Source organism: Kitasatospora sp. NE20-6, assembly GCF_045862635.1.
On record NZ_BPRL01000168.1, the window covers coordinates 1 to 1,165 of the forward strand.

1 protein-coding gene and 1 pseudogene are annotated in these 1,165 nt (G+C 76.2%); both read right to left on the reverse strand.

Annotation, left to right across the window (positions count from 1 at the left end):
* Positions 1 to 191: NAD(P)-binding domain-containing protein (locus SNE206_RS40000; protein ID WP_407918509.1), on the reverse strand; the 191-nt coding region annotated here is incomplete at its 3' end.
* A 108-nt stretch (positions 192 to 299) separates the two neighbouring features.
* Positions 300 to 1,165, reverse strand: a pseudogene (gene opcA / locus SNE206_RS40005) (glucose-6-phosphate dehydrogenase assembly protein OpcA); the annotation flags it as partial.

Genomic DNA, 1,165 nt, shown 5'->3' on the forward strand with positions numbered 1-1,165 from the left:
GTCGGGCCTCCGGCGGGGACCATCACCCAGACGACGCGGGGGCTCGGGAGCTTGTTGACGAGCTCCTGGAGGCTGTCGACGTCCGCGAGGTCGGGGTTGCGGTCGTAGCCGATGACGGTGTGGCCGGTGCGGCGGATGCGCTCGCGCATGTTGCCGCCCATCTTGCCGAGACCGATGAGGCCGAGCTCCATGGTGTGGCTCCTTTGCGGTCGGTGGGTGCGGCACGGGTCGTGGCCCCCGCCGCGGGTGCGGCGGGGGCCGCCGGCTGCCGACGGGCCGGCACCGGCTCAGACGGGCTGCCGGCCGAGGGTCGTGCGGAGGGTCGTGCCGTAGGCGTCGTCCGGGTCGAGGCGGCGGAGCTCCTCGGCGATCAGGTCGGCGACCTCGCGGCGCTTGAGCGCGACCATCCGGTCGGGTGCGCCGGGCATCGAGAGGGTGGCCGTGCGCCCGTCGGGCCGGTCGAGGACGATGTCGCCGTCCTCGGTGCCGAGGCGGACGGCGGTGATGCCGGGGCCCGCGGTGACGACGCGTTCCACGGGGACGTCGAGGCGGTGGTGCAGCCACAGGGCGAGCAGTTCGACGCTCGGACTGTCGGGCTCGCCCTCGACGGTGGCGCGGGCGACCGTGGCGGGGCGCTGGTCCAGGGCGGCCGCCAGCATGGAGCGCCAGCCGGTGATCCTGGTCCAGGCGAGGTCGGTGTCGCCGGGGGTGTAGGTCGCGGCCCGCCGGGCCAGTTGGTCGACCGGGGACTCCGCGGTCACCGCGTCGGTGATGCGGCGCTGCGCGAGCGCGCCCAGCGGGTCGTCCGCGACGTCCTGCGGGGCGGCGTCCGGCCACCAGACGACCACCGGGGCGTCCGGCAGCAGGAACGGCAGCACCGCCGACTCGACGTGCCGCACCAGCGCACCGTGGACGCGGAGCACGATCGTCTCGCCCGAGCCGTCCTCCTGGCCGACGCGGATCTCGGCGTCCAGCCGCGCCCGCAGTTCGGCCTCCGCCGCGGCCGGCCGGGGCCGCTCGGTGCGCCGGATCACCACGAGGGTGCGGGAGGGGTGTTCGCGGGAGGCGTCGTTGGCGGCCTTGAGGGCGTCGTAGGCGCTGCCCTCGTCGGTGACGATGACGAGGGTGAGGACCATCCCGGCGGCGCCCGCGCCGGCGGCGCGGC